The 19,023-nt window shown below is 55.1% G+C and carries 20 protein-coding genes; 11 read left to right on the top strand and 9 right to left on the bottom strand.

The features are described 5' to 3' along the window. The first annotated feature begins 24 nt into the window (after window positions 1-24). From cysK to DFP90_RS22720, 3 genes are all read left to right on the top strand, one after another. The gene (cysK, locus tag DFP90_RS18700; RefSeq protein WP_115938232.1) at window positions 25-981 is read left to right on the top strand and encodes a cysteine synthase A; all 957 of its coding nucleotides are present in this window, start codon (window positions 25-27) and stop codon (window positions 979-981) included. A 59-nt stretch (window positions 982-1,040) separates the two neighbouring features. Beyond that, the gene (locus tag DFP90_RS18695; RefSeq protein WP_115938230.1) at window positions 1,041-1,823 is read left to right on the top strand and encodes a HesA/MoeB/ThiF family protein; all 783 of its coding nucleotides are present in this window, start codon (window positions 1,041-1,043) and stop codon (window positions 1,821-1,823) included. 195 nt (window positions 1,824-2,018) lie between these two features. After that, a complete protein-coding gene (locus DFP90_RS22720; RefSeq protein ID WP_181905450.1) occupies window positions 2,019-2,339 on the top strand; it encodes a contact-dependent growth inhibition system immunity protein in 321 nt (106 codons plus the stop codon). Here the strand turns inward: DFP90_RS22720 and DFP90_RS18685 are convergent. Next, window positions 2,324-3,703 (bottom strand): MATE family efflux transporter, encoded by a 1,380-nt coding sequence (locus DFP90_RS18685; RefSeq protein WP_115938226.1) that lies wholly within the window; start codon window positions 3,701-3,703, stop codon window positions 2,324-2,326. The two genes, DFP90_RS22720 and DFP90_RS18685, sit on opposite strands and share 16 nt — an antisense overlap. Window positions 3,704-3,928: 225 nt before the next feature. Here DFP90_RS18685 and DFP90_RS18680 point away from each other — a divergent pair, with 225 nt between their 5' ends. Together DFP90_RS18680 and DFP90_RS18675 are read left to right on the top strand one after the other, a co-directional pair. Further along, window positions 3,929-4,474: a hypothetical protein gene (locus DFP90_RS18680; RefSeq protein WP_147301059.1), complete on the top strand. Its 546-nt coding sequence runs from the start codon at window positions 3,929-3,931 to the stop codon at window positions 4,472-4,474. Then, window positions 4,450-6,732 (top strand): GAF domain-containing protein, encoded by a 2,283-nt coding sequence (locus DFP90_RS18675; RefSeq protein WP_218044733.1) that lies wholly within the window; start codon window positions 4,450-4,452, stop codon window positions 6,730-6,732. Before DFP90_RS18680 ends, DFP90_RS18675 begins: the two co-directional genes overlap by 25 nt. 6 nt (window positions 6,733-6,738) lie before the next feature. On the opposite strand, the gene DFP90_RS22965 is transcribed toward DFP90_RS18675, so the two are convergent. Then, window positions 6,739-6,912, bottom strand: coding sequence for a hypothetical protein (locus tag DFP90_RS22965; RefSeq protein ID WP_181905449.1), 174 nt, complete (start codon window positions 6,910-6,912; stop codon window positions 6,739-6,741). 100 nt (window positions 6,913-7,012) lie between these two features. Between DFP90_RS22965 and DFP90_RS18670 the strand changes: the two genes are divergently transcribed. Continuing rightward, a complete protein-coding gene (locus DFP90_RS18670) occupies window positions 7,013-7,927 on the top strand; it encodes a LysR family transcriptional regulator (RefSeq protein ID WP_115938221.1) in 915 nt (304 codons plus the stop codon). A gap of 8 nt (window positions 7,928-7,935) precedes the next feature. On the opposite strand, the gene DFP90_RS18665 is transcribed toward DFP90_RS18670, so the two are convergent. Next, on the bottom strand, window positions 7,936-8,481 hold the full coding sequence (locus DFP90_RS18665) for a hypothetical protein (RefSeq protein WP_115938219.1): 546 nt from the start codon (window positions 8,479-8,481) through the stop codon (window positions 7,936-7,938). A gap of 10 nt (window positions 8,482-8,491) precedes the next feature. Further along, window positions 8,492-9,478 carry a 2-hydroxyacid dehydrogenase gene (locus DFP90_RS18660; protein WP_115938217.1) on the bottom strand — a complete coding sequence of 329 codons (987 nt, stop codon included), beginning with the start codon at window positions 9,476-9,478 and terminating at the stop codon, window positions 8,492-8,494. Between the two features lie 146 nt (window positions 9,479-9,624). Between DFP90_RS18660 and DFP90_RS18655 the strand changes: the two genes are divergently transcribed. The 5 genes from DFP90_RS18655 to DFP90_RS18640 all read left to right on the top strand — a co-directional run bounded on the left by DFP90_RS18655 (window position 9,625) and on the right by DFP90_RS18640 (window position 12,276). Beyond that, window positions 9,625-10,113: an SH3 domain-containing protein gene (locus tag DFP90_RS18655; RefSeq protein ID WP_115938215.1), complete on the top strand. Its 489-nt coding sequence runs from the start codon at window positions 9,625-9,627 to the stop codon at window positions 10,111-10,113. 193 nt (window positions 10,114-10,306) lie between these two features. Next, window positions 10,307-10,468: a hypothetical protein gene (locus tag DFP90_RS22960; RefSeq protein WP_181905448.1), complete on the top strand. Its 162-nt coding sequence runs from the start codon at window positions 10,307-10,309 to the stop codon at window positions 10,466-10,468. Window positions 10,469-10,684: 216 nt separating this feature from the next. After that, window positions 10,685-11,155 (top strand): Hsp20 family protein, encoded by a 471-nt coding sequence (locus DFP90_RS18650; RefSeq protein ID WP_115938213.1) that lies wholly within the window; start codon window positions 10,685-10,687, stop codon window positions 11,153-11,155. Between the two features lie 28 nt (window positions 11,156-11,183). Further along, complete coding sequence (locus DFP90_RS18645) at window positions 11,184-11,402, top strand: hypothetical protein (protein ID WP_115938211.1); 219 nt, start codon at window positions 11,184-11,186, stop codon at window positions 11,400-11,402. A gap of 253 nt (window positions 11,403-11,655) precedes the next feature. Further along, a complete protein-coding gene (locus DFP90_RS18640; protein ID WP_115938209.1) occupies window positions 11,656-12,276 on the top strand; it encodes a PEP-CTERM sorting domain-containing protein in 621 nt (206 codons plus the stop codon). Between the two features lie 86 nt (window positions 12,277-12,362). Here DFP90_RS18640 and DFP90_RS18635 read toward each other — a convergent pair whose 3' ends face one another. From DFP90_RS18635 to lptB, 5 genes are all read right to left on the bottom strand, one after another. Next, entirely contained in the window at window positions 12,363-14,456 is a 2,094-nt protein-coding gene (locus DFP90_RS18635; RefSeq protein ID WP_218044732.1) for a methyl-accepting chemotaxis protein, read from the bottom strand. A 523-nt stretch (window positions 14,457-14,979) separates the two neighbouring features. Then, window positions 14,980-15,444: a PTS IIA-like nitrogen regulatory protein PtsN gene (gene ptsN, locus DFP90_RS18630; RefSeq protein ID WP_115938205.1), complete on the bottom strand. Its 465-nt coding sequence runs from the start codon at window positions 15,442-15,444 to the stop codon at window positions 14,980-14,982. An 82-nt stretch (window positions 15,445-15,526) separates the two neighbouring features. Next, window positions 15,527-16,096 carry a ribosome hibernation-promoting factor, HPF/YfiA family gene (gene hpf, locus DFP90_RS18625; protein ID WP_115938203.1) on the bottom strand — a complete coding sequence of 190 codons (570 nt, stop codon included), beginning with the start codon at window positions 16,094-16,096 and terminating at the stop codon, window positions 15,527-15,529. 292 nt (window positions 16,097-16,388) lie between these two features. Continuing rightward, window positions 16,389-17,915: an RNA polymerase factor sigma-54 gene (gene rpoN / locus DFP90_RS18620; RefSeq protein WP_115938201.1), complete on the bottom strand. Its 1,527-nt coding sequence runs from the start codon at window positions 17,913-17,915 to the stop codon at window positions 16,389-16,391. A 21-nt stretch (window positions 17,916-17,936) separates the two neighbouring features. Continuing rightward, the gene (lptB, locus tag DFP90_RS18615; RefSeq protein WP_115938281.1) at window positions 17,937-18,725 is read right to left on the bottom strand and encodes an LPS export ABC transporter ATP-binding protein; all 789 of its coding nucleotides are present in this window, start codon (window positions 18,723-18,725) and stop codon (window positions 17,937-17,939) included. Window positions 18,726-19,023: the final 298 nt, after the last annotated feature.

Here is a 19,023-nt window from a genome sequence, read left to right as displayed (position 1 = left end):
GACAGATAACAAGGAATGAGTGACATGGGTAAGACTGAATTTCGCGGCAAGATCTATGATAGCATGATTGAAACGGTGGGGGGCACCCCGCTGGTCCGCCTGCATCGCTTTTCCGAAGAGCATGACGTCCAGGCGGAAATCCTGGTGAAGCTGGAATTTTTCAATCCGCTGGCCAGTGTTAAGGACCGCATCGGCAAGGGCATGATCGAAGCCATGGAAGCCGCTGGTGCCATCACACCCGGTAAAACGGTCCTGGTTGAGCCCACGTCCGGCAATACCGGGATCGCGCTGGCCTTTGCCGCGGCCTGTAAAGGCTATCGTCTGATCCTGACCATGCCGGAAAGCATGTCGATCGAGCGCCGCAAGATGCTGCGTTTGCTGGGTGCGGAACTGGAGCTGACCGATGCGGCAAAAGGCATGAAAGGGGCAATTGCCCGGGCGGAAGAGCTGCTGGAAGAATTGCCGGATGCCGCTATGCCGCAACAATTCCATAATATCGCCAATCCGCAGGCGCATCGCGAAGGCACTGCGCTGGAGATCTGGGAAGACACCGGCGGGGATGTTGATGTGTTGATTTCCGGTGTGGGCACCGGCGGCACCATCACCGGTGTTGCAACTGCGCTGAAAGAGAAAAACCCCAATTTCTATGCGGTGGCGGTAGAGCCGGAAGACAGTCCGGTCCTGTCCGGTGGTCAGCCCGGTCCGCATAAGATCCAGGGGATCGGTGCCGGTTTCGTGCCGGACGTGCTGGATACGGATGTGATCGACGAAGTGGTGCGCATTGCCAATGAAACCGCCTTTTCAACCGCCCGTGCGGTGGCCAAATCCGATGGTGTTCCAGTCGGCATTTCCGGCGGCGCGGCCCTGGCGGCAGCGGTCGAGGTCGGCAAGCGTCCGGAAATGAAAGGCAAGCGGATCGTCGTTATCCTGGCAAGCTTCGCCGAGCGTTATCTCTCCACCAGTCTGTTTGACGGCCTGTAAGCCCGGCCTGTCTCAAACATTCGATTTTGTAACCTGTAACTGTGGGTGAGCCCGCCGCCATGCGCGAAGACCTGACCGATGCCGAACTGGAACGCTATGCCCGCCATGTCATCCTGGATGAGGTGGGTGAAGAAGGGCAGCTGAAGCTGCTGCAATCGAAGGTTCTGGTGGTTGGTGCCGGCGGCCTGGGTTCACCCATTCTGCTCTATCTGGCGGCGGCCGGGGTCGGCACGATTGGGATCATCGACCATGATGTGGTGGATGTGACCAACCTGCAGCGTCAGATCATCCACACCACTGAAGAAATCGGTGAAGCCAAAGTGTCGTCGGCGGCGGAAAAGATCGAGGCGCTTAATCCTGATGTCGAGGTGATCGAGCATCGCATGCGCCTCAATGCCGCAAACGCGGTCGAGATCGTCAGCCAATATGACATTGTGGTGGACGGATCGGATAATTTCACCGCCCGCTATGTCACCAATGATGCCTGCTTCTTTGCCAAAAAGACCCTGGTCAGTGCAGCCCTGGTCCGGTTCGAGGGGCAGATATCCACCTATAAACCCCACGAAGGCGGACCTTGTTACCGCTGTCTGTTTCCGTCGGCGCCGGATGCGGATCTGGTGCCGCGCTGTGACACGGTCGGTATCCTGGGGTCAGTTGCAGGTGTGGTCGGCTGCATGCAGGCGACCGAGGTCTTGAAGGAAATTTTGGGCATCGGTACCGGCCTGATGGGGCAATTGGTTTTGTTCGACGCCTGGGACATGAACCAGCGCAAGATCAAGACCAAACGCGATCCGGGCTGCGCGCTGTGCGGCGATCATCCGACGATCATGTCTGTAAGGTGAGCCACCTTACTCTGTCGTCATGCCGGACTTGATCCGGCATCCAGTACATAAGATTCTATCGTTTGCGTTTATTGCCCCTGGACCCCGGACCAAGTCCGGGGTGACGGAATTTTGCTTTCAAACTCATGCATCATTTGCCTAATGGTGAATTTCCAGTAGCATCTTTTTCCATCAATGAGGGAATGTGGGTGAATTGTGCGACCGGATAGAGTCAAAATACCTGAGATCTTTCAAGGGTTTCTTGAAGGCTATTTCCATCAGGACGCACCCTATATGTACAAAAGGGTAGAGGAGTTGGTCGAAAATTTTGTTACCGGCCTGCCCGCGCGCGAACGCCGGGAATTTGCTGATTTCTTGCAAACTCTTCTGGATAGCGGCTGGCATGGCTCAGAATTTAAGCGGCTTTATCGGCGTTGTGACTGTGTCATGTTGGCAAAAGGTCAACGTCGATATCACCAATGGCTGGCTAATGCTGTCCGCGATGGTGTCCCCATCCCTCCTTACGAACCGAAATGAGTGTGGTCTTGGCGGCATAGCCAGATCCAGCGCCCGGTCAGGATAGAGACGGACACCACCGAGCCAACGGCGATGGCCTCGAACAAGCCGAAAACCCCATGGGGCAGGATCTGGGTGAACAGATAGCCGCAGGGGATCATGATCGCCATATAGCTGGTGAAATTGAGCATGGTCGGGATCCAGGTGTCGGTGGCGGCGCGCAGGGATTGCGCCATAACGATCTGGCCGCCATCGGCATACATGATCAGCCCCAAAATGCTGAGGATTGGCACCGAAAGGGCGATCAGGCTGGCGTCATCCAGATAAACGCCGATCACCATCTCCGGCCAGAACCAGAAGGAAAAGGCGTAAAGGGACATCAGAACCGTCGTTGCGGCAAGGCCGGTCCAGCCGGCCAAGGCGCGATCCCGGTGATCCCGCCGACCATGGGCGATACCGACCCGGACCGCGGTCGCGGTGGCAAAGCCAAGCGCGGTCATGAAGAGCATGCCCATCAAATTGATGCAGATCCCGTAGACGGCGGCGGCATCCGCGCCCAGCCAACCCGCATAAACCGACATCACAGCAAAAGAGGCGGTTTCAAATCCATAGGATAAACCGGCTGCATATCCGTAATGGCGCTGGGTTCTGGAATCCCGCCACCAGCTGCGCGGCAGTTTCAATCTTATGCCAAGCGCTTCCCGGTCGGGCAGGAACCATACATAGCCGATCAGGGTGAGTGCCATGAAGCTGCGGGCTGTGACGGTTGCAAGCGCCGCACCTTCGGCCCCCAGAGCGTCCGTACCGAACAAGCCATAGATCAGAACGGCATTGAGCGCGATATTCACCAGATTGGCGAGGCCGATCGTCACCAGCACGGGGTAGGGCCGGCCCAGTCCCTCCAGAAAGAAGGAGGTGGTCACAAAGAGGATGCTGGGCAGCAGCCCGATCCCCTGCAAGGCCATGATCCGGGCGCTGCCTGCACGTAAGTCCTCCGCGGGTCTGGTTGCTTCGAAATAGGCGTCGCCAAATTGGGAAAGGCCCAGCATGACCAGACCGATCAGCAGGGCATAGGGGAGGGAACGTTTCCAAACCGGCCCCACTTCGGCCAGCTTGCCTTCGCCATGGGCATGGGAGGTGGAGACCATGGTGCCGAACATCAAACCGATCCCGATCACCAGCAGCACGACAAAGGGGGATGTCCCCAGTGTATAAACCGCCACATCCTGCGCGCCCAACCGACCCAGCATCACCATGTCCGCAGCCGCCAGCAGCAACAGCCCCGCGCGACTGACAATCACCGGCATGGCAAGGCGCATGAGCTCTGCCACATGGCGGGCGACCCTTTGTCTCGATGTTTGCAATTTATAAGATGGCAGCGACATGTTTTTCCCCCGATGATTATTCTGATGGCCTCTGGCAGCTGGAGGGTCAATAAAATTATTCTGCTGTCTTATTCATGTTGTTCGAAAACTACTTAGGAAGTTTTAACGGTTTCCATGCTAGCATCCGTTCTAGAGGCCGGGTGACGTTGGATTTGCTGTTCACGGAACCGAGTGCTCCCGGCGTCAGAGCGCGGGGATATGAAAGGCAAAGCGAGAGGGGCCCAAATGGTGGAGAACATGCCGAAGCCTTCCGGCGGGAAAGGTCAGGCAGAGCGTTCGGAAGCGGATATGAACGCGGAAATCCTGCACTTGCGTGAAAGCATTCAGGCAATGCGGGATGAGCTGGAACGTGCCAATCATGAAAAATCCGCTGCCATCCAAAAGGCACGGGCGCAATCCCGGGACGAGTTGGAACAGTTGAAGGCGACGATCCAGGCCCTGCGGGACGAGATGGAGCATCTGTCCTTGTCCAAACGGTCGGAAGTCCAGGCCGCTCTGGCTGGTGGCAATGAGGAGATCGGCCAGCTGCATGAGACCATCCAGGCCCTGCGGGATGAAATGGAGGCAATGAAATTTGCCCATGCGGATGCACAGCAGGGCCTGCGTTCAGAATATGAGGGCCAGATTGCCCAGATGAAGGAAACCATTGTTGCCATGCGCAACGAGCTGGAACGGTCGGGGGTGCCGGGGAAAATGCCCGGCAAGCCGCCGGGAAAAATTGATAAAGCCGGAAGGGGAGGCAAAACGTGGCGCGGAAGCAGGCCGCATTGAGCGCACAGGGTGATGCGGGCTCGGCACGCCTGCAATATCTGGAAATGCTGTTGAATGTCTCCCGGCAGGTTGCCGCGGAAGAAACCCTGGATGCCATGCTGACGGCGATCACGGAAAACGCTGTGGAGCAAACCGGTTCCGTCCGGGGTAGCCTGTTTCTCAATGACCCGAAAACCCATGAACTTTATTCCCGGATCACACTGGGTGAGAAAATGCGCGAGATTCGCATTCTAAATTCCAGCGGGATTGCCGGCGCGGTGTTCCAAACCGGTGTCGGTGAAGTGGTCAACGACGCCTACAGTGATCCCCGGTTCAATAAGACCGTGGATAACGAAACCGGTTTCACAACCAAGCAGATCCTGTGTGCTCCGGTGCGCACACCCGGTGGCAAAGTCATTGGCGTGATCCAGACCCTGAATAAGGAAAAGGGCGATTTTGACCAGCATGACCTGGAATTGCTGGAGATGCTGACCAGTCAATGCGCGGTGACCCTGCAAAGCGCGCAGCAGGTGGAGCATATGGAGCTGACCCGGGCAAAGGAAATGGAATTCCTCAATGTGGTCAGTGACATCACTTCCGAGATTGATCTGTCCAACGTGCTGCAAAAAGTCATGGTGGAGGCGACAAGAATGCTGGATGCGGATCGCGGCACTTTGTTCCTGAATGATGCCAAGACCGCTGAGCTTTTTTCCAAGGTGGCGATGGGCGATTCTATTGGCGAGATCCGCCTGCCCAATCATTTGGGGATCGCGGGCAAGGTCTTCACCACCCGTAAAACCGTCAATATCCCCTATGCCTATGCGGATCTTCAATTCAATCCGGCCTTCGACAAGCAGACCGGCTATTTCACCCGATCGATCCTTTGTGTGCCGGTGGTGAATAAAGAAGGGGACTGTATCGGGGTGACCCAGGTGCTGAACAAGAAAAACGGTACCTTCACGGAAGAGGATGAAAGCCGACTGAAAGCCTTCACCGCCCAGGTGTCCATCGCCCTGGAAAATGCCAAGCTGTTTGATGATGTGCAGCGCATGCAGAATTATAACCAGAATATGCTGGAAAGCATGTCCAACGGCGTGGTCACCCTGGATGAAAAAGGCCATGTGGTGACCTGCAATGCGGCGGGATTGAGCATTCTACATACCGACGAGGAAGGAATTGTCGGCCGTGATGTTGCCGATTTCCTGGCCGGCGAGAATGATTGGGTGCTGGACCGTATTGCCCGGGTGCGGGAAAGCAGCGAGACGGAAATCGCGGTGGATGCGGAACTGCATCTGGGGGGCGAGACCATCTCGGTCAATCTCTCGGTGCTGCCGCTAATGAGCCAGGAAAATGACGAGGCGTTGGGTTCCATGCTGATGATTGAGGATATTTCCTCGGAAAAACGTATGAAATCGACCATGTCGCGCTATATGGATCCAGGCCTGGCGGATCAGCTGCTGGAATCGGGCGAGGAGATGCTGGGCGGGCGCCAGACCGAAAGCACGGTGCTGTTTTCCGATGTGCGCTCCTTCACCACGATTACCGAAACCCTTGGCGCACAAGGGACCGTCAGTCTTCTCAATGAATATTTCACCATTATGGTGGACTGTATCACCCGGGAAGGCGGCATGCTGGATAAATTCATCGGCGATGCGATCATGGCCGGCTTCGGCATTCCATTGCCTCATGAGGATGATGAAGACCGGGCCATGAGGGCGGCCATCGCCATGATCAGCGAGCTTCGCGAATGGAATATCGGTCGCAGGCAGGCGGGCGAGTTGGAAATTGACATGGGGATCGGCCTGAATACGGACAAGGTGGTCAGCGGTAATATTGGTTCGCCCAAACGCATGGATTACACCATGATCGGGGATGGTGTGAACCTTGCCGCCCGGCTGGAAAGCGCCTGCAAGCAATATAAGGCGCGGATATTGATCAGTGAAAATACCAAGGCCCGGCTGCATGGCACATACCGCATGCGCGAGGTGGATCTGGTGGTGGTCAAGGGCAAAACCAAACCGGTCAGCATTTTCGAAGTGCTGGATTACTATAAGGATGAGGAATTTCCCAACCTGATGGATGTGGTGGGTCATTTCAATGAAGGGGTCATCCATTACCGCAAACAGGAATGGGACCAGGCCAAAACCTCGTTCCATAAGGCCCTAAAGGCCAATGCGGAGGACGCGCTTTCCAACATTTATCTCGACCGGGTGGATCATATGCTGGCCGAGCCCCCGGGCGATGACTGGGACGGCGTGTGGGTGATGACCAGCAAGTAATCCTCCTTAATAAGGAAAGTGTCTGAAATCCGGATCCCTGGCATCTAAGTGACCAAAGGGCTCATCCGGTCGTTGCAGGTCCCGCCTCAGATAATCCAGCTCCGGCGGAAGTTTGTTGGTGTGTTTGAGCGCTTTGCGGCGCAATAGATTCTTCAGCAGAACCATCATGGGAATAAACATAATCGTGCCTTCCTTGTATCGGTTAGGCTTCCCATATTATTCATATTGTAATAAAGAAAAACAGATGATTTGGCATATTGTTATTCATTGGTGAATAGAAATGGATTGGAACGACATTCGCTTTTTCCTGAGCGTTGCCGAAAATGGCACCCTTTCTGCGGCAGCCAAAGCCTTGAACGTCAGCCAGCCCACGGTGGGGCGGCGCATGGATGCGCTGGAACAGGTGGTCGGCCGGCGGTTGTTTGAGCGATCGCAACAGGGTTTTTCCCTGACAGCGGCGGGTGAGATTTTGCTACCGCATGCCTTGCGAATGCAGGCAGAGGCACTTTCCTTTCTGAAGCATCCAGGGGGGGCGGAAGATGATTTGAGCGGTCCGGTCCGGATCCGGCTGGGTGAGCTGACCAGCCGCTTTTTTGCCAGTCACCTGCATGAATTTCGGGCCCGTTATCCCAAGATCCAGATTGAGCTGGAAACCAGTTATGAGTTGGCGGATCTGTCGCGCAAGGAAGTGGATATCGCCATGGTCGATACTTTGCCGGGGCACGGGGATATCACGGTGAAGAAACTGGCCCATTACACCCATGCGGTCTATGGGGCCCGGTCCTATGTCGCGGAGCACCCCGAGGCCTTCACCGAGGACCGCTACAGCAAATGTGATTGGATCACGGCCGAGGTCCGGGGGGATTGCGGGGCGGATCATGCATGGGTGATGGGCAAGATCGGCCCCAACCGGCCATCCGTCACCTGCCGCACATTCAACGGCCTGTTTGCAGCGTTGGAAGGCGGCGCTGGATTGGCGGTCTGTTCCATTTTCTCGCTCGAGGATAATCCAAATGTGGTGCGGGTTTCGGAGAAGGTCGAAGAGCTGAGCTTTGAAGCGTGGCTGGTGGCGCACAGGGATCTCCTGGCCCTGCCGCGGGTGCGGGTGCTCTGGGACTGGCTGGTGGGATTATTTGAGGTCCATCGCGGCGCGTTTGAGAATTTCCGCGAGGAACTAAGGGATGTCGCCGTATAGCCGTTCAGTCACGGTTGCTGGCAGTCGGGGAACGCGGTTCTTGCTTGCTCGGCAGATGCAAAAACTTCGCGGATTGCAGCAGCTATCCGGTCTTGCCCGGCGCGCGTGCTGATGCGTTTAGCTTTGATCGTTGGTTGGCAGTCCGAATCGTAGGCTTCAACAACAAAATAAGTGTGTCTTGCTGGCAAACCGAAGGATTGATTGATTTCGTCCCGATTGCTGGAGGCGGGCTTTTGCCTGTCGGGAGCGGCCATCATCAATAGGTTGAGCTTATGTTTTCGGATCAGATTTTCTGCATTTGCTTTGGTGAAGCGGCAGTTTTTCACCTGCCAACCACAAGGATCGGGAAAAGACAGGGTGTCAAACATAGCGGCAAATGCCGGCGAAGCTGAGCTTGCAACTTCCACCGGGGTCCTATCTTCAATCAGGCGGTGCCCCATGATAGTGATCCCGCCAACCCGCATTTTGTCCTGTGCTTCGGATATAGTGCTGTTTCCGGCCGCAAGCCAAAAAGACAAGAAAATCGCGAAGCTGGATTTCGGAGGCAGTTCCATAATCTGAGGGTTAGAACATCATATCAATCACACGGTCGGGCGGGTTGTGGCCGTCCATGACGGTGCGGATGTTGATAATGACCTTTTCACCCATGGCGACGCGGCCCTCGATGGTGGCCGACCCCATATGCGGCAGCAGGACGGCATTTTCCAGCTTCAACAGCTTTGGATTGATCTTGGGTTCGCTCTCAAACACATCCAAGCCTGCCCCGGCGATATCCCGGTTCTGCAGAGCTTTCAACAGGGCTGTTTCGTCAATCACCTCGCCGCGGCTGGTATTGACGATATAGGCGTGCGGCTTCATTAGGCCCAGGCGTCTGGAATTCAATAGATGATAGGTGGCCGGCGTGTGCGGACAGTTGATGGAGAGGATGTCCATATGGGCGATCATCTGATCCAGGCTGGACCAATAGGTAGCCTCCAGCTCTTCTTCCAGGCCCTCATGCACGCGGTTGCGGTTATGATAATGGATCGAGAGGCCGAAACCCTTTGCGCGCCGGGCGACCGCGGTGCCGATGCGGCCCATGCCAATAATGCCCAAACGCTTGCCCCAGATCCGATGACCCAGCATGCCGGTCGGGCTCCAGCCCTGCCATTTGCCGGTCCGGACCAGGCGTTCGCCCTCTGCCAGGCGGCGCGGCACGGCCAGGATCAGCGCCATGGTCATGTCGGCGGTGTCTTCGGTCAGGACGTCCGGCGTGTTGGTGACCATGATACCTTTTGCCTTGCAGGCCTGGAAATCGATATGGTCAACCCCGGTGCCGAAAGATGCGATCAGTTTCAGCTGGGGCCCCGCCGCTTCGATGATCTGGCGGTCAATCCGGTCGGTCACGGTCGGTACCAGAACATCCGCTTCTTTGACTGCGGCCAGCAATTCATCCTGGCTCCAGGCATGGTCATCCAGATTCAACCGGCAATCATAAAGTTCCATCATCCGGGTTTCGATGATTTCCGGCAGTTTTCGCGTGACGATCACCAATGGTTTCTTGGTGGACATGGATCTTCCGCTCCCTGGTTTCGAATTTTAATCAGCCGCGATGGATAAAAGGCGGTTAATCTGGTCTTGACCTATCCCCTAACTGTTACTGTATTAAGAATCAAACAATCCCGCTTCACAACACCTGATTTTAGATCGACCGATCCATGGCGCGTATCCGACATATTCTTTTTCTGCTGGCCTTTGTTTCCGGGTTCGTTCCGGCTTTGGCGGCCTGGGCAACCTCCCTGCCGGTGCCGCGGATGGTTTCCCTGCGGGCCGATGAGGTGAATGTCCGCTCAGGCCCGGGCGTACGCTATCCGGTAAAATGGGTGTTCCAGCGCCGGGATATGCCGGTGGAGATTATTGCTGAATATGACACATGGCGGAAAATCCGCGACTGGGAGGGGGCGGAAGGCTGGGTTCACCGGGCCATGGTGACCGGGCGCCGGACAATCATTGTCCTGAACAGGGAGGTGACCATCCGTCGTTCTTCCGCGGATGAAGCCCCGGCGGTTGCCAGACTGGGCCAGGGGATGGTTGCCAGGGCCGAAGAATGTGGCCCCCAATGGTGTTACTTGAGCGTGCGCGGTTATGAAGGATGGGTCCGGCGGCAAGGGCTGTGGGGCATTTATGAAGACGAAATCATCGAATGATCATGCCAGTGGGGCGCCAATCATATCGAGAGGGATATTGACGGTAATTTTCCGTTGAATTCAGGGGTAGTCCACGCTATCAACATCTATGTCCGATAGGTAACTTTCCGACTGTAAAATCGCCTGATCAGGGCCCCATTTTTGCCCTTATTCCGATGCAGATTGATGATCGTCTGTATCAATGGAAGAGAATATGACCGAAGTACTAAGAAACGTTATGGCATCCCTGTTTGTAATGATCACTATTTTTGCCATTGTGTGTCTGGTGACCGGTGGCGGCCCGCTTCAGTCGCCCGCGGCTTTGCTGAAAGGGCCTAACGGCCCGGTTCAATTCAGCAATCTTGGATCGGAATAGCGGCCCTATGCGGTTCCTACGGATTTGATCCGTCGGCAAATTGGCAAGGGCGTTGTGTTTTTGGTTGAACTTGCGCCCCTGCTCCACCAAATTATAACCAGTACCTGTAAGACAAGGTGCCGACGTTCTGTGCCGATAAACGGGCAGATTGGTTCGGGGCCGAATGCTACAGCATCTCGCTCATTTCAAGCAGCGTTAAGAGGAGAAGGCTGAGCCATGACACGGATGCATATGTTTGATAGCCCGCTTTTTTTGGGGTTTGAGCATTTCGAGCGCACTTTGGACCGTATCGCCAAGTCGTCGGCGGAAGGCTATCCCCCATATAATATTGAGCAGATTGGTGAAGACAGGCTGAGGATTTCCCTGGCTGTTGCCGGTTTTTCCGAAGAGGACCTGAATGTTCATCGGGACGGGAACCAGTTGGTGATTTCCGGTCGTCAAAAAGACAGCGACGCGGAAAATCGCGTGTTCTTGTATCGAGGCATCGCATCACGTCAGTTCCAGCGGTCATTCCTGTTGGCCGAAGGCATTGATATCGAAGGTGCGCATATGACCAACGGCCTGCTTCATGTGGACCTGCGGCGCCCGTTGCAGGAAGGCCGGATCCAGACCATCAAGATCGACACCCCGAAAAAGTCGGTTGATGCCGCCAAGGCGCTGGATATTGAAACCGGGGATGCGAGCTGATAGGGATGCTCCGTGGAGTATATTTGAGATGAATGACGAATTTTTTGATTTGAAGAATATGTCGGCTGAGGATTTCGCCGACCTTGGTGTTGAAACCGTCGGCTATATCAAGCCCGTTTCGATGCCGGAAGGAATCCGTTTCCGGATCACGACAGCGACCGGCCAGCTGGTTGCCGAGGCCGAGGATTATGATGCCGCCTGCATGGCGCTTGAGCATTTTGACCTTGAGGCCGCGACTCTGCATTAAGCTGTTCGATCCTGCCCGGGAAGTTTGTCCTTAAAACAAGAATAGACCGCCGCCCTATCACGGGCAGGCGGTTTTTCTTTGCTCCAGTGTTCTTTAAGTCAATGTAGTGACGGGATTTTTAACAATCCGGCGGTCGACTGAATATTAGAATTTTATCTGATAAAAGTGAAACTGCGGCATGACGCCCCATGGAATGAATTTTGTAACCATTTGAATGGTTTGAGATATGTAATTCACTTTATGGGGGCATGTAATGTTTCGGAATTATTCGACCAGGCTTTTGGCCGGGATTGTCGCGATCGGGACGTCTTTGGCAATCATGGGATCCTCGCAGGCAGCTTTGTTGGGGTTTGACCTGACCTGGCAGGCGAGCCAGTTTGCACAGGGATCGGCAACGGCGAGGCTAGTGATTGATGACACTGTTTTGCCTAATCCGCATCCCATTGATGAACCGCCGCTCTCGGCAAGTCATTGGGGCATTGTCCAGTTTGACCTGACGGTTACCGGCACACCAATGAATGATGGGGTTTATCATATCGATGATTTTGGGAGCTTCATTTTTGACACGACGCAATATGGCCTTGATCTGACGCAGGAACTGGTCGGGCAGGCAGTCGGCACAAAAACCTGGGGGGTTCAGTCCTGGGAAGGTGGCCTGGGCAATTTCAATTTCTATAAGGATGGTCAAGATCCCGGGCCGTTTGGGATTGGCCTCTTTTCGTTTGATACCAATTTTGGCGACAACCGGTCAAATATCCTGGACCTGGTGTCCTTTACGCCTTCGGGGGAGATATCTGTGCCAGAACCGGCGGTCCTGTCCCTGATGGGGATTGGCCTTCTGGCGATGGGAGCAGCCCGACGTCGGAAGAAATGACCGGCTTTTGATATGTTTTAACGAATGGGAGGCCGCCCCTTTTTGGGCGGCCTCCCTGTTTTTGAAATGCCCTGGATGCGCGGCGGTCAGCCGACGCTCTGCACCCGTTCCAGGAAGTGCTGGATCTCTTCGCGCAACGAATCTGCTTGAAGCGAGAGATCGTCGGCAGAGGCCATCACTTTGTCGGTTGCCCCCTTGGTTTCGGCGGCTGCGCCATTCACGCCAGTAATATTGGTCGTGACGTTTTTTGTGCCGCTGGCGGCCTGTTGGGTGTTGCGGGCAATTTCCTGGGTGGCGGCGCCTTGTTCTTCTACCGCGGCGGCAATCCCGGTGGTGATGTCGCTGATCTCCTGGATGATGCCGGTGATCTCCTTGATGGCGCTGACCGTGTGGTTGGTGGCATTTTGGATGGCCACGATCTGGGAACCGATTTCATCGGTTGCCTTCCCGGTCTGTGTGGCCAGGCTTTTCACTTCATTTGCCACCACGGCAAAGCCCTTGCCCGCATCACCGGCCCTGGCGGCCTCAATCGTGGCATTCAGGGCCAGCAAGTTGGTTTGATCGGCGATTTCATTGATCAATGTTACGACTTCGCCGATCCGATCTGCCCCTTCGACCAGTCCCTGGACCAGACGGTCGCTTTCGTGGGCTTTGTCCACAGCAGCCCGGGCAATTGAGTTGGAATTCTGGACCTGGGCGCTGATTTCGCGGATAGAGGCAGATAACTGCTCGGCGGCACCGGCCACCGTATTCACGTTGTTGGATGCCTGTTCCGCGGCACTGGCCACATCTGAGGAAAGGGAGGTGGTTTCATCTGCGGAGCGGCTCATGGAGCTGGCGGTTTCTTTCATAGCGTGGGAGGCCTGGGAAACCTGTTCGATGGCAGCACCGGATTTGGTGTTGAACTCGTCAACCCATTGGCGCATCTGTTCCGCCTGCTTGAGCTTGAGTTCCGCGTCCTTTTCCTGCTGTCGGCGCAATTCCTCTGCCTTACGTAAACCGTCACGCAGATCGGTCAGGGCCAGTACCATTCGGCCCAGGGCGTTGTCGCTGTCAAAGGTGGGGATTTCCGTATCCAGTTCCCCTTTGGTCAATTTGCCCATCACAGCGACCGATTCTACCAATGGCTGGGTGATAGACGTGGCAAAAGGAAGCCCGACCAGGGCGGACACGATGACCACACCGATCAGTATACCGCCGATCCAGAGCATAAGATGGTTTGAGGGCGCATGGACCTCTTCATCATCAATCTCGGCCATGATCGCCCAATTGGCGCCCTGGAAATGCAGCGGTGAATAAGCGGACATGACAGGAATGCCGCGATAGTCATCCACGACTTCCACGCCGGATTCTCCCTTGAGAGCCTGTTTGACTGTCTGGGAATCCACCTTGACCTGCAGGATGGTGGAGTCCTCGCTAAAACGGGAATCCGACCGCATCAGCAGATCCTCACCGACAATATAGCTTTCCCCGGATTCACCCATGCCTGCACGCTGGTTCATAATACCATTGATATTGTCGATCGGCATCTGGAACACCAGAACGCCCAGAAGTTTCCCATTTTCCATCACAGGGGTGGAAATAAAACTTGCTGGTGCGCCGTGGCTGGGCGCGTAGGGGGCAAAATCATCAAATGAGACAGAGCCGACCTTGGCGGCGTCGCGGGCGGCGCGATAAACGATGCCCAGGCCCGTTTCCTTGTATTTCCCGTTAACCAGGTTGGTGGCGTAATCCAGTTCCTTGAAGACGGTGTAGACCAGATTGCCGCGGGTATCGAACAGGAAAATGTCGTAATAGCCGCGATCCCGCTGCAGTTGGTTTATCCAGGGATGATAGCGGGTGTGCAGGGCCTCATAGTCGGAGGATCCCGGTGCTTTGACCAGTTTATCCTTCTGGCCCGTGGGGTTGGGGTTATCGGTAATGTAGATTTTTTGAAGTGTCTTTTCCTGATTGCCGCCAAGCGCGTCCCAGGCAGCAATGAACTCGGTAAGCATCTGCTTGATGGCGGGGTTCTCTGCCTGGATCAAGAGGTCTTGTTCAATACTATTCAGGTAATCCGCCATGGCATTTTTGCGTGATTCCGCAATGGCCGTCAGCTTATTCTGGGATTCTGTCTCCAAAGAGGCATCGGCCAGAAGAAAGCTTGAAATACCGGTTGTGACCGTTGCGAGAAAGGCCATGATAACAACCACAGCCGGAACGAGGACCCGCAATTTCTTTTTTGCAAGATACGAAAACATTAACCACATACTCCCGCGCAGTGTTTGCTTTGTGGCTCCAGCTTTCCCCCAAAATCCTTGCCTTAAGTAGAGCACTATCTGTATGGAATAAACTTAGACGAAAAACCTTAACAACCAATGAAACGGCATGCTGGTATGATTCGCGGCATTTTTGCAGTTTAATTTTGCGATTATGGTATTGGTGCTAATCAAAGAGGTTGGTAAGGACCACTACAAATCCAAAAAACTCCCCGCTTTTGAAATGCGTGTTGTAGGTCGCAATGCTGCCTTTTCGGCAATTAAAAGGGGGGGAAGGGCAGGCCCAAAGTGAAGGATCAATCAGCGCTCAATTTCCCGATTCAGTCGATCAAGGCCCGATAGACATGGTGGTCAATTGGGAAGAGAGAAAAAATAAAAGGGCCGATTAAGCGGCCCTTTTTGTCATTCTTGGTTCTATGGCACAGATAAGTGCGCTTGGTCGATCTCAGGCGGCCCGTCCGACCGGCTCATCGGTGAGCAGGGCATAGATGGCATCGGCGTGATCTGCGCCACGCAGTTTTTCACAGACCGCACGATCCCGCAGAAGGCGTGAAACACGTGCCAGCGCTTTCAAATGATCGGCCCCAGCAGCCTCAGGGGCGAGTAGCAGGAATACCAAGTCAACGGGCTGATCATCAATGGCGTCAAAATCAACTGACCGATCCAGACGTGCAAACATGCCAAAAATGCCATTGACCGAATTCAATTTTCCATGGGGAATTGCAATGCCGTTTCCGACACCGGTGGTGCCCAGGCGTTCCCGTTCAAGCAGGACATCAAAAATCGCTTGTTCGCTAGCCGGGACAAACGCGGCTGCCCGTTTGGCCAATTCCTGAAGAAGCTGTTTCTTGGAGGTCACATTCAGCTTTGCGATGATCGCGTCCGCCTGGACCAGATCCTGAATTTCCATGTTTCACCTAGCATTCAAACAGAGGATGCGCATGGCAATCATGCGCATCCATTCTGCTATCGACCTTTTCAATTTTATGGTCTTATGACCCCGTTTGGACCTTTGGGTCTACCCACCCGATATGTCCATCCTGTCTTTTGTAAACCATATTCAAACCGCCATGCTTGGTGTCACGGAACATCATGGCCGGCACATTGGCCAGATCCATCCGCATGACTGCCTCACTGACGGACATTGTTTCAATTTCGCTCGGCATTTCGGCAATGATAACAGGATTATCGGAGGCTTCTTCATCGGAATCGCCCCCACCTTGCAAGACATAAGCCTGTGCCGGCAGCACCTCATCCTGCGCGCGCCCTTTATGGTCGCGCAGGCGTCTCTTGTAGCGCCTCAGGCGCTTTGCAATATGTTCCAGCGCCTCTTCAAACGCTGCATAGGCATCATTACTGTTCCCTTGGGACTGGACCATGATCCGTTTGCCCACATGAACCTGGATGTCGACTTTAAAGTCGTTATTTTCTTTCAGCACGGTTACATGTGCATCCGTGGCATGGCTGAAATATTTTTCAACCGCCGGACCAAGGTTTTCCTCAATATGGGTCCGCAACGCGTCGCCGATATCTACTTGCTTGCCGTTTACAGAAAGCTGCATTTGTGATGCCTTTTGTTATTTTCGGTTCCGCCAAGTGGCGCCGTCTTTCCCAGACGCCGATGCACAACTGCAGCGGTAGACGTCGATATCAGGCGTCTCCCGGGCCCCGCTTCGATAATTCTCATGCGCTCTACTGTCGCATTTCGGTGGGCCAGGATCGAACCGAGGCCGGACCCTATCGACGCAGACCGTCCGAGTCAAGCGCCGCTTGCAGGATATATGATCCCTCGAATCCCCCCCTGCTGTAAACCGAGAAATTATGGTTTTTTCCGGGCCGGATATTCAGCCGGGTTCAAAGCGCGCGATTCTTTTCCCGACGCCGCTGGACAGATGATGGAATCTTAAGGGCTTCACGGTATTTTGCGACGGTACGCCGGGCGATATCCATGCCGTCGTCTTTCAGCATTTCAACGATTTTGTCGTCGGACAAAATGGCCTTTGGGGATTCTTCATCAATCAGTTTGGCGATACGGTGTTTGACTGCCTCGGCTGAATGCGCGTCGCCAAAGCCGGTACTGGCGATTGCCGAGGTGAAGAAGTATTTGAGTTCATACAGGCCGCGCGGGGTGGAAATATATTTGTTGCTGGTGACGCGGCTGACCGTGCTTTCGTGCATCTCGATCGCTTCCGCAATGTCGCGCAGTACCAACGGGCGCAGGCGGGAGACGCCATGATGGAAAAAACCATCCTGCTGCACGACAATTTCGGAGGCCACTTTCAAGATGGTCGTTGCGCGCTGATGCAGGCTTTTTACCAGCCAGTTGGCCGTTTGATAACGCTCTGAAAGATAATCTTTTTCTTCCTTGGAGCGGGTGTTGCCGTTGATGGTTGCGTAATATTGTTCATTGACCAGAACCCGTGGCAGGGTTTCGGGGTTGAGCTCAATAAACCAACCGCCCTCAGGGTTCGACCGCATCAGCACATCCGGTACCACAGGCTGCGCGACAGAATGGTCAAAAGCAGCGGCGGGTTTGGGGTTGAGCGCCCTGATTTCAGCAACCATTTCGGTTAGGTCTTCTTCATCCACGCCGCAAATCCGTAGCAATGCCTTGGCATCCCGGGCCGCAAGAAGGTGAAGATTGTTTAAAAGCGCCTGCATGGCCGGATCCAGGCGATTTTGTTCCCGGAGCTGTATTTCAAGGCATTCCTGCAGGTTGCGCGCGCAGATGCCCGGTGGATCGAAACTCTGCAATTTGGCCAGAACAGTTTCAACCTGATCGAACCCGCAGCCCAGGATTTTCGCGACCTCTTCCAGATCGCCGGTGATCCAGCCGGATTCATCGACCATATCGATCAGATGCAGGCCGATGATGCGTTCCGCCGGGTCTGTTATGTCGATTTGCAACTGGTCGGTCAGGATGTCGGTGAGGGTTTCCGCCTCCGATAGGGTGGCTTCCAAATTCATGGAATCGTCGGAAAAGTCGCTCCGACCGCCGGTTCCGCTAATGTTCAGGCTTTCTCCCATCGAGTTGGGCGCAACAGCGCCAGGGCCGGCGATATCTTGGTCGTATTCATTTCGATAATCGGTATCAAGCGGGGCGTCAGCGCCATCCGCCATCTGGCTGGGCGACAGCAGTTCGAGGGAATCGGAATTTTGTCCATCTACCCCAGCAGATGTGTCGGGACCGTCATTCTGATCAGCGGGCTGATCATTCTGGCCTTCGTCCCGTTCCAGCATCGGATTTGTCTCGAGCTCGTTTTCCACAAAGCTTGCCAGCTCAAGATGGCTCAGCTGCAGCAGTTTAATGGCCTGCTGCAATTGCGGAGTCATGACAAGAGACTGAGTTTGTCTGAGATCGAGCCTGGGACCTAATGCCATGGAGACTGCTTGATTTCCCTGTTACAGGTTGAAACGATCACCCAGATAGACGCGGCGGACTTCCTGGTTGCGGACAATTTCGTCTGGTGTACCTTCCATCAGAACATGTCCATCATGCAAGATATAGGCCCGATCGACTAAGTCCAGCGTTTCTCGCACATTATGATCAGTTATCAACACGCCGATACCCCGGTCCTTGAGGTGGCTTACCAGCTCACGGATGTCGCGGACGGCGATCGGATCAATGCCTGCCAGAGGCTCGTCAAGCAGGACAAATTGTGGCTGGCTGGCCAGGGCTCGCGCAATCTCAAGACGGCGCCGTTCGCCACCCGATAATGCCACAGCCGGTGAACGCCGGAGATGGCTGATCGAAAATTCCGCCATCAGGGATTCCAACATCGCGTCGCGCTTATCACGGCGCTTTTCCACTGACTCTAACACCGCACGGATATTCTGTTCCACCGTCAGGCCGCGGAAGATCGATGCTTCCTGGGGCAGGTAGCCGATCCCAAGACGGGCGCGGCGATACATTGGCAGTTCAGTGATGTCCTGGCCGTCCAGTTTGATGGTCCCATAATCGGCGGGAATAAGGCCGCTTACCATATAAAAACAGGTGGTTTTCCCCGCACCGTTCGGCCCCAGCAAGCCCACAGCCTCACCACGCTGTACCCGCAGGGAGACATCGCGCAGGACGGGTCTTTTCTTGAATTGCTTTCCCAGTGATTCGATGACCAGACCTTCATTTTGCGTGACCAATGCAGGTGCGGCGGGTCTGGTTTCCTTGGGTGGGGTTTTCGGGAATTCAACCAGCTCGGAATTATTGGCAGCAGGCGTTCCGCTGGCGTTACGGTCGGTTTGACGGCGGTCAGTAACTTTTCGGCGTTCGACAAATTTGGTGTCGGGCTTATCCTGCGCACCGGTTGGTGTCGTCGCGGCGGACGCTGGTTGCTGGCTGGTTGGTTGGCCTGGCGTTGTTGCAGGCGCGTTTGCATCGGTATCCGCCAACGCCTGTTTCAGGTTATCGAAACTCTCGCGTACCGTTTGGCTGCCAGCCGTCTGATCGCTCTGAGCCGGATTTCCCGGCTTTATCGCCCCTGATCCGGGATTT

The organism is Aestuariispira insulae (assembly GCF_003385955.1).
Taxonomy (GTDB): domain Bacteria; phylum Pseudomonadota; class Alphaproteobacteria; order UBA8366; family Aestuariispiraceae; genus Aestuariispira; species Aestuariispira insulae.
Note: the sequence above shows the minus strand (reverse complement) of the source record. Positions and strands in the feature narration are given on the sequence as shown.